This window comes from Streptomyces sp. NPDC111656, assembly GCF_055656965.1.
Window position 1 is genome coordinate 1 of sequence record NZ_JBVKCA010000057.1, and the last position, 8,012, is coordinate 8,012.

General features: G+C 74.2%; 4 protein-coding genes and 1 pseudogene. All 5 read right to left on the reverse strand.

Going from position 1 to position 8,012, the window contains the following annotated elements:
• Positions 1-109: 109 nt before the first annotated feature.
• Positions 110-1,468, reverse strand: coding sequence for an SWIM zinc finger family protein (locus ACZ7M3_RS52340; protein WP_472073846.1), 1,359 nt, complete (start codon positions 1,466-1,468; stop codon positions 110-112).
• A complete protein-coding gene (locus tag ACZ7M3_RS52345) occupies positions 1,465-4,407 on the reverse strand; it encodes a DEAD/DEAH box helicase (RefSeq protein ID WP_472073848.1) in 2,943 nt (980 codons plus the stop codon). Before ACZ7M3_RS52345 ends, ACZ7M3_RS52340 begins: the two co-directional genes overlap by 4 nt.
• Positions 4,404-6,722, reverse strand: a complete 2,319-nt coding sequence (locus ACZ7M3_RS52350; protein WP_472073850.1) for a plasmid pRiA4b ORF-3 family protein — start codon at positions 6,720-6,722, stop codon at positions 4,404-4,406. The genes ACZ7M3_RS52345 and ACZ7M3_RS52350 overlap by 4 nt, the downstream gene beginning before the upstream one ends.
• A 261-nt stretch (positions 6,723-6,983) precedes the next feature.
• Positions 6,984-7,151, reverse strand: a pseudogene (locus ACZ7M3_RS52355) (transposase); the annotation flags it as partial.
• Positions 7,152-7,370: 219 nt separating this feature from the next.
• A partial coding sequence (locus tag ACZ7M3_RS52360; RefSeq protein WP_472073852.1) for a transposase occupies positions 7,371-8,012 on the reverse strand: 642 nt, incomplete at its 5' end.

An 8,012-nucleotide genomic window follows, 5' to 3' on the forward strand; every position in this document is an offset into this window, starting at 1 on the left:
CGACGACATCCATGAAGCCTTCCTCAGCCTGGCCTGCAGCATCATCTGCTGGCGCCGACTGAGGAACCTCACACTTTGTTAGGAGTTCTAAGTCGGAAGCTTCACACGGTCAATGCCCCGAGCTTCTGGGCGGCGAGGCGGATACTGCTCCGGTCGTGGCCGGACCAGCGCCCGCGGCGGCGGTGCGGGCCGCGAGGAGGGCGGCGGTGGGGTCGGCCGTGGCGGGGGAGCAGGGCCACCATGCGGCGCCGGCGCCGTGGCCTTCGCGGAGATAGGGGTGCCAGCGGTTGTCGGGGCCGAGGCGGATCTGGACGCCCTCGGCGTCGGCGATGAGGCGGTTGCGCCAGGCACGCAGCCGCGGGGAGCCGCCGCTGTCGTCCGGGTTGTCCGTTTCATTCGTGTTGTCGGGCTCGGTGAGGGCGGTGCGGGCGGCGGCCATGGCGGCGGGGTCGGGGGTGAGGGGGGTGCGGGCGGTGGTGATGCCGGCGGGGCCGCCGTGGCGCAGGGCGCGGACCAGGTGGGCGAAGTCGAGTGGGGGCAGGCCGGTGGCGCGCACGAGCCGGTGGAACCAGTCCTCGCTGATGCCGCTCGCGGCGAGGCGTACGGCGTCGTCGAGCGGGGTGGCAGTGAGTGTGGCGGTGTGCCCGGCGGCGAGGCGGCGGGCCCGCTGAGCGGTGTCGCGGGTGAGCGCGTCGAGGTCGTCGAGGGTGAAGGGGGCGCCGGGCGGGGGCGTGGTGGTGAGGGGGGCGGGGGCCGCGTCGCCTTCGCCGGGCACACTCTCGGCCGTATTGGGGGCTGGCGGAGCGAAAGCCCCGTTCCACGAGGTGAACGCGTCGTGGGCGGGCACGCCCTGGTCGCGTGGCGCGTCGTCGCCGGTGGGCGACGTGGCGTCGGTGTGGGCCTGGCGGCGGGCACGCAGCGCGGCCAGGACCGCGTCCTTGGTGCGGCCGCGGAGGGTGAAGAGCCAGAAGGGGTCGTCGTCGAGATGGGCAGCGGTGGCGTAGCACAGGGCGGCGGCGTGCTTGCAGGGGTAGCCCCAGTCGGGGCAGGAGCACTCGGGATCGAGTTCGGCCGGCTTGGGCAGCAGGGGTACGCCGGCGGCCCGGGCGTCGTCGACGAGGTCGGCGGGCATCTCGCCGTCGAGGAGCGCGGCGGTGCGGCCGGCCCGGGCGGCGATGGCGTCGAGGAGGGTGTCCCACTGGGCGTCGGTGAGGACCCGCAGGTGCACCGTGGCGTTGTACGGCCAGGGGTTGCTGCCCTCGACCTCGGCGCGCAGCACCCCGGGGGCGGCGGTGACCGGGCCGACCATGCCCTTGCGGGCGTAGGTGCGGCCGCGGGAGAGGCGGCCGGCGTCGAGGGTGGAGGCCTCCAGGGCGTCCACCCAGGCCTGCCCCCACCAGGTGGCGGCGAAGGCGCGGCTGCCGGTTCGGGGTGCCTTGCGGGAGGGAGGCCTGCGTGCGGGGGTCATGCCTCGAACTCCTTGGAGAGTGCGACGAGTTCGGCGAGGTCGGCGTCGGAGAGCTCGGTCAGGGCGGCCTCGCCGGAGACGATGACCTGGTCGGCGAGGGCGCGCTTGGCGCCGAGCAGGCGGGCGACTTTGTCCTCGACGGTGCCCTGGGTGGTGAGCCGGTGGACCTGGACGGGCCGGTCCTGGCCGATGCGGTAGGCGCGGTCGGTGGCCTGGTCCTCGACGGCGGGGTTCCACCACCGGTCGTAGTGGATGACATGGGTGGCCCGGGTGAGGTTGAGGCCGGTGCCGGCGGCCTTCAGGGAGAGCAGGAAGACGGGGAACTCGCCCCGCTGGAAAGCGGCGACCATCTCCTCGCGCCGCGGCACGGGCGTGGCGCCGTGCAGGTAGCGGGCGCGGACGCCGCGATCGGCGAAGTGCCGCTCCAGCAGCCGGCCCATCTGCGTGTACTGGGTGAAGACCAGGGCGCCCTCGTCTTCGGCGACCACCGTGTCGAGCAGTTCGTCGAGGAGTTCCAGCTTGCCGGAGCGGCCGGGCAGCGGGCCGGTCTCACGCAGGTAGTGCGCGGGGTGGTTGCAGACCTGTTTGAGCGCGGTGAGGAGTTTGAGGACCAGTCCGCGGCGCGCGATGCCGTCCGCTTTCTCGATGTGGGCCATGGTCTCGCGGACCTGTGCCTGGTAGAGGGCGGCCTGCTCGGGAGTGAGGGCGACCGGGTGGTCGGTCTCGGTCTTGGCTGGCAGTTCGGGGGCGATGCCGGGGTCGGACTTGCGGCGGCGCAGCAGGAACGGGCGGGTGAGACGGGCGAGTTGCCCGGCGGCCTGCCGCGCCCGGTCGGCGGCTTCCTCGTCGCCGTCGGCGACGAGGGCACCGCGCTCGATGGGTTTCGCGAAGCGGTCGCGGAAGACGGACAGCGGTCCGAGCAGGCCGGGGGTGGTCCAGTCGAGCAGCGCCCACAGCTCGGAGAGGTTGTTCTCCACCGGGGTGCCGGTGAGGGCGACGCGGGCACGGGCGGGCAGGGCGCGCAGTTCGCGGGCGGTCGTGCCGTAGGGGTTCTTGACGTGCTGGGCCTCGTCGGCGGCCACCAGCGACCACTTGACGCCGGCGATCCGCTCCCGGTCGCGGCGCAGCACCCCGTAGGTGACCAGGACGAGTTCGTCTCCGGAGAGATGGTCGAGGGTGCGCTCGCCGCCGTGGTAGCGGCGCACCGGTACGGCCGGGGTGAAGCGGGCCGCCTCGCGCTGCCAGTTGCCGAGCAGCGAGGCCGGGCACGCCACGAGGGTGGGTCCCGCGGTGTCGGGCTGTCCCTGGCGGTGCAGGTGGAGGGCGAGCAGGGTGACCGTCTTGCCGAGACCCATGTCGTCGGCGAGGATCCCGCCGAGCGTGAGGCGGGTCATGTCCGCCAGCCAGGCCAGGCCGCGCTGCTGGTAGCCGCGCAGGGTGGCTGTCAGTCCCTCCGGTACGCCTACGGGGGCGCGGCTTTCGGGGTCGCGCAGCCGGGCGACAAGGTCGCCGAAGGCGCCCGCCGCCTCCACCGCGACGCGCTCGCCGTCCTCCGCCCACTCCATCTCGCCGGTCAGCACCGCCTGGAGCGCCTCCAACGGGGCGAGCGCGCCGGTGCGCCGCCGCCTGAGGCGGGCCACCAGCTTCGGGTCGGCGACCACCCACTGCTCGCGCAGCCGGACCAACGGGCGGCGGGACTCGGCGAGCAGCTCGAGTTCGGCCTCGGTGAGCTTCTCGCCGCCGAGCGCGACATGCCAGGAGAAGTCCAGCAGGGCATCGCGGCCCAGCAGGGTGTCCACGGTCGCGCCGGGCGCGGTGGCCGCCCCGACCTCCGCCCGCGCCTGAAGGTCCTTGACCAGCTCCCGCGGCCAGTGCACGCGCACGCCCGCCGTGCGCAGCGCGTCGGTGGCGTCCCCCAGCAGCTCCATGGCCTCCTCGTCGTCGAGCCCCAGCGTGCTCGGTGCGGCCTCGGCAAGCAGCCGGGTCAGCGGCGGCCAGGCGTGGGCGGCGCGGCGCAGCGCGAGCAGCGCCTCGGCCTCGGCGTGCGGGCCGAGCAGGCGCTGCGCGCGAACCGGGTCGGCCCACAACTCGGCCGCGTCCAGGACCAGCGACGGGTCGGCCGCGGTACGCAGCTGCAGCACGGCCCGGAAGTCGCGGCGTCGCCCGGCCGGGGGCTCCACCCTCAGTTCCACGCTTACCTGCGCGGCCCGCTCGGCGGCGGCCTCGGCCGCCCACCGGGCGAGCTTCGGGTGCAGGGCGCTGGCGCGGTCGGCGTACGGGTTGCCGGGCATCGCATGCCCGGCCGCCGGGGTGCGCGGCAGGGTGTCGGCGAGCGCGTCGCAGAACTCCCGCACCAGGGCGGTCGGTTCGACGATGCGCGGTGTCCTGTCACCGCTCGGGGGTGCGGGCAGGTTGTGGGCGTACGGCGGCAGGGCGGCGGCCAGCGCGTCCAGGTCCCGCTTGCCGCGCGCGCCGGGCGGCCCGAACCGCCAGGTGGTGTACGTGTCGGAGGTCAGCGCCGGATACAGGCGCCCCTCGCCGAGCAGTTCCAGCGCGCGACGAGCGACGGCAGCCCACGCGGCGAGCGATGGATGGACGCCGGAGGCGGGGAGATCGAGCAGGAGGGCGAGCGCGCTGCCGGGGCTGAGCCCCCACCCCTCCACGGTGCGGGTGCGCACCCCGCGGCCATGCGGCAGGACCAGCGCGAGCCGGACCCGTTCCACCGCTCCCGGCCCGGCGGCCTGTGCGGGCACGCGGCCGACGGTCGCGGAGGGCCGGTAGAGCACCAGGCGGCCGAGCCGGGCCGGCTGCCCCGGCTCGGCCGGGGCGAACACGGCGGCCCAGCCGCCGTCGGCGAGGTGCTCCCGCGCCCAGGCGGCGCCAGCGGGATCCGCGAGCGGCGCGGCCTCGTCGATGATCTCCCTCACGAGCAGGCTCACTTGGCGCTCCCCGCCTTGAACGCGGCCTTCCGCAGCCGCTTGGCCAGGGCCTTGTCGACCGGCTTGACGGCGTCGGCCAGCGCGCCGAGCACCTCGCCGGCGTGCGGGTGGCCGGCCCGCCACAGGTCGTCGGCCCGCCCCGCCACCTGGCCGAGTGGGCGCGGCCCGTCCTCGGGGCCCGCCAACAACCTTTCACGCAACGCCTGTTCGCCCCGACGGGCGAACGGCAGCGCGCCGTCCACCAGCATCCACTCCAGGCCCCACGCCGCCTCGCCCTCAGCGGGCTCCCCGATCCGGCGCAGCATCGAGGCCGCCGCGTGCGAGCAACCGGTGACCGTGGAGACGGCCGCCTTGCGCAGGACCTGCTTCGCCCGCCCGGCAGTGTCCGTCTTCAGCACGGTGGCCAGCACCCGCGGAGCCTCCAGGCGGCGCAGCGCGTCGGCCGGCTCCGTACCAGCGCAGGCGTCCACCACCTGCACGGCGGCGTCCGCCGCGGAGCGTGCCGCGAGCCAGTCCGCCACCTCCTGAGCCGCGTCCGCCTCGGAGCCGTAGGAGGGGAGCGAGGCCAGCAACTCGCGCGCGTCGGCCTCGGCGAGCGAGCCGATCACGGGCGCCGGGATGCCCCCGCGCACCAGCAGCGTGCGCAGGCCGGAGCGGCCCAGTGGGGTGAGCCGGAAGCGGCCGGCCGGCAGCCGGTCAGGCCCGCCGCCGTCGAGGAGCAGGGTGAGGGCGCTGCCCTCCCCGGTCTCGCCGCCTTCCCGCTCGGCGGCGCCGAACAGCTCCAGTACCCCCGCGGTCTCTTCGTACTGCTCGGCCAAGAGCGCCGACACGAGCACGGGGGCCGGACCCTCGGGCAGCCCCTCCAGACCGTCGGTGACGTAGCCGGCTACGTCCAGCCACTCTCCCTCCGGCAGCCCGTACGCCGTGAACAGCATCAGGAACACCAGCGGCGGCGCCTCGTCGGCCAGTGCCCGCAGCTGCGGCAGCCCACCGAGCGGCCCGGCCGGCAGGGGGAGAGCGACGGAGAGTTCGGCCGCCGCGCCGGCCACGGCGCCCTGCCACGCTGTCAGCAGCGCCGCGTCGTCGTCCTCGTAGGGCAGGTCGGCGCCGGCGTGTGCGCGAGCGCCGTCCACCTCGACGAAGCCGCAGTTCAATGCCCATTCCCAGGGCAGGTCCAACACCTCCATGTCGCCCGCGCTGCGGATCTTCGCCAGCCGCGCGGCCCGCACCTCGGCATCGCCCCACTCCTCGGGGTCGATGCGCCACAGCTCGGCCTCCTCCACGGCCTGCCGGGCGAGCTTCGGCCGCAGCAGCCCCTTCGGGGTCAGCTCTCGCCCGCCCGTCTCCCGCGACCGCCCTTCCGCGGAAGCCGTTCGGGCCCCTCTCCCTCCGCCGCACCAGTGCCCGAGCCGCACCGCCGCGATGAAGGCGGGCACCTCGCGCACCGCGCGGGCCAGCTCCGCCTCGCCGGGCAGCCGGACGGCGGGCAACCGGACGTCCGCGACGCCGAGGAGGTCGGACAGCGCCCCCTCCTCGTGCTCCCGGCCGACCTCGTCCCCCTGGCCGGCGTCGGCGAGCGGACCCGCGCCGCCGGGCAGAGGATGCAGTTCGCCGCACTCGCAGCGGTACATGCCCGCTGGCACGCCGCGCCGGCCGCGCCGCGTGCCCGCTACCCGCCGCAGCCGGACCCCGGCCAGCGCCTGGGTGACCTCGGCGGGGTCGAAGGCGGCCGGGTCGAAGCCCTCCTCGTACAGGCCGGCCAGCACCTCGTCGTGCAGGCCGTCGTACTCGACCCACTCCTCGCCCCCGTCCCGGACGACCACGGGGCGCGGGCGCTCCTCGTCCTCATAACGCTGGAGCAGCTCGGCCAGTCCCCACACGCCGCCGAGGTCCTCGGCGGCGGGCATGGCCCGGCGCCCACCCGTGCACACCGCGCGCTTCCCCTCGCCCTCCTGGGCGGGGCGCACCTCCTCCACCGCGATCCGGTGCAGCCAGTCGTCGCCGAAGTCGTAGGTGTAGTCCATGCGGTCGCCGACGCGCGGCAGGATGTCCGCGAGGGCGGCCCCGGTCTCGTCGAAGGCCGGGACGCCGAAGTCTCCCGGCGGGGCGGACCGGCCGCCCGAACGGTCCTCGAAGGCGTGCAGGTGTGCGTCGTCCCAGCCGAACGCCACCTGGATCACGTCGTGCAGGGAGCCCAGCGCGATGTCCGAGGGCACCACGAGCCGTCGCCACACCGACGGTTTCGTCCCCTCCAGCTGGACCTTGAGCAGGTGGACGGAGGGCGCGCGCCGGGCGGAGCTGTGCTGGGCGGTCATGAGCTGAGGGCTTCCCACATGTCGGATGCGTATGCGGAGGAATGCCCTGAGCGCCCCCGCCGTACGCCGAACGGCTGACCCGACCATTCTTGCAGCGGCACACCGCCGTTCCGGCCGCCTGACGGACACTCACTCGGCCCGGTTGTACGAGTGTCAACTACGCGAGCCCTAAAGGGCCGCGCTTGCAGCTGAACCACCGGAGGTGTCCGCCGCATGGGGCTGGTTGACAGCAGCCCAGACGTGTTCGGCGCGGCCTGCGGTGTTGCGGCCCGCGTGCTCGTCGGCCTGGCGCACCCAGCTCCGCAGCGTCTCGCCGGTCACCTCGACATCCGCCGCGACCGCCGCGTACGTGCGCTTCCCGCCCGCCGCGCGGTACAGCGCGACAGCGTCATTCCTGAACTTCGCCGGATACGGAGACTTACGTCCCACCAGGACACCTTCCCTTGGATCTGCAAGATCCATTGTCAGAGCGTCCGTCACGGGAGTCGCCTAAAGGAGTGGGTGTGTCAACTGACCAGACACTCCGGGATCTTGTTCCGTCGCGGGCTGCTGGCAGCGGGCGTGCGGCGTCGGAAGCGGTCGGATTACAAACGCTGGGAGCGGGATCGGCCGATGCGGTTGCGGCAGATCGACGTTTGAGCACGTGGGTCAGCAGGAGACTGTGGCGGCAGGCGGAATCCATCGGTGGGTGCGGGGCACCGTGTCGGAGATGCCGTAGTCCTTTTTGAGCTGTTCGGGGATGGCGTAGTGCATGACGCGTCCGCGGGTGAGGGAGGACAGTTCGAGGATGGTGGTGAGGTGACCGAGGCGGTCCAGCGCATCGCCGTGGATCGAGGTCCCCGACGACCTGGTTGTCGGGGCGAGGCCGGCGTAGGAGGCCAGGTGGGCGGCGGTGGGAAAGCTGGTGCCGTCGCCGACAGTGACCAGCAAGGTGGCGGCGGTCCTGACCGCGACCCCCGGCATCGAGGTCAGGACCTGGGAAAGAGGGTGAGCCTCCAGTAATTGCCCGATCTGCGCTTCGAGGGCTCGTCGCTGTTCGTGGACGGCCGCGAGCGAGCGGGCCAGAGACGGGATCACGACGTCGAGGGTGCCGGTGCCCGGGACCACGACGGTCTGCTCGTCGAGCGCGTCGAAGACGTCGTCGATCAATCGCTGGGCCATGCGCGGGGCCCTGGGCCGGATCACCTCAACCAGTTTGCGGCGTCCGGCTTTGCGCAGGGCGGCTGGAGATCCGTAGCGTTCCAGCAGCCAGGTCACGGCCTGATGGTCCAGGCGTGGGCCGAGGACGCG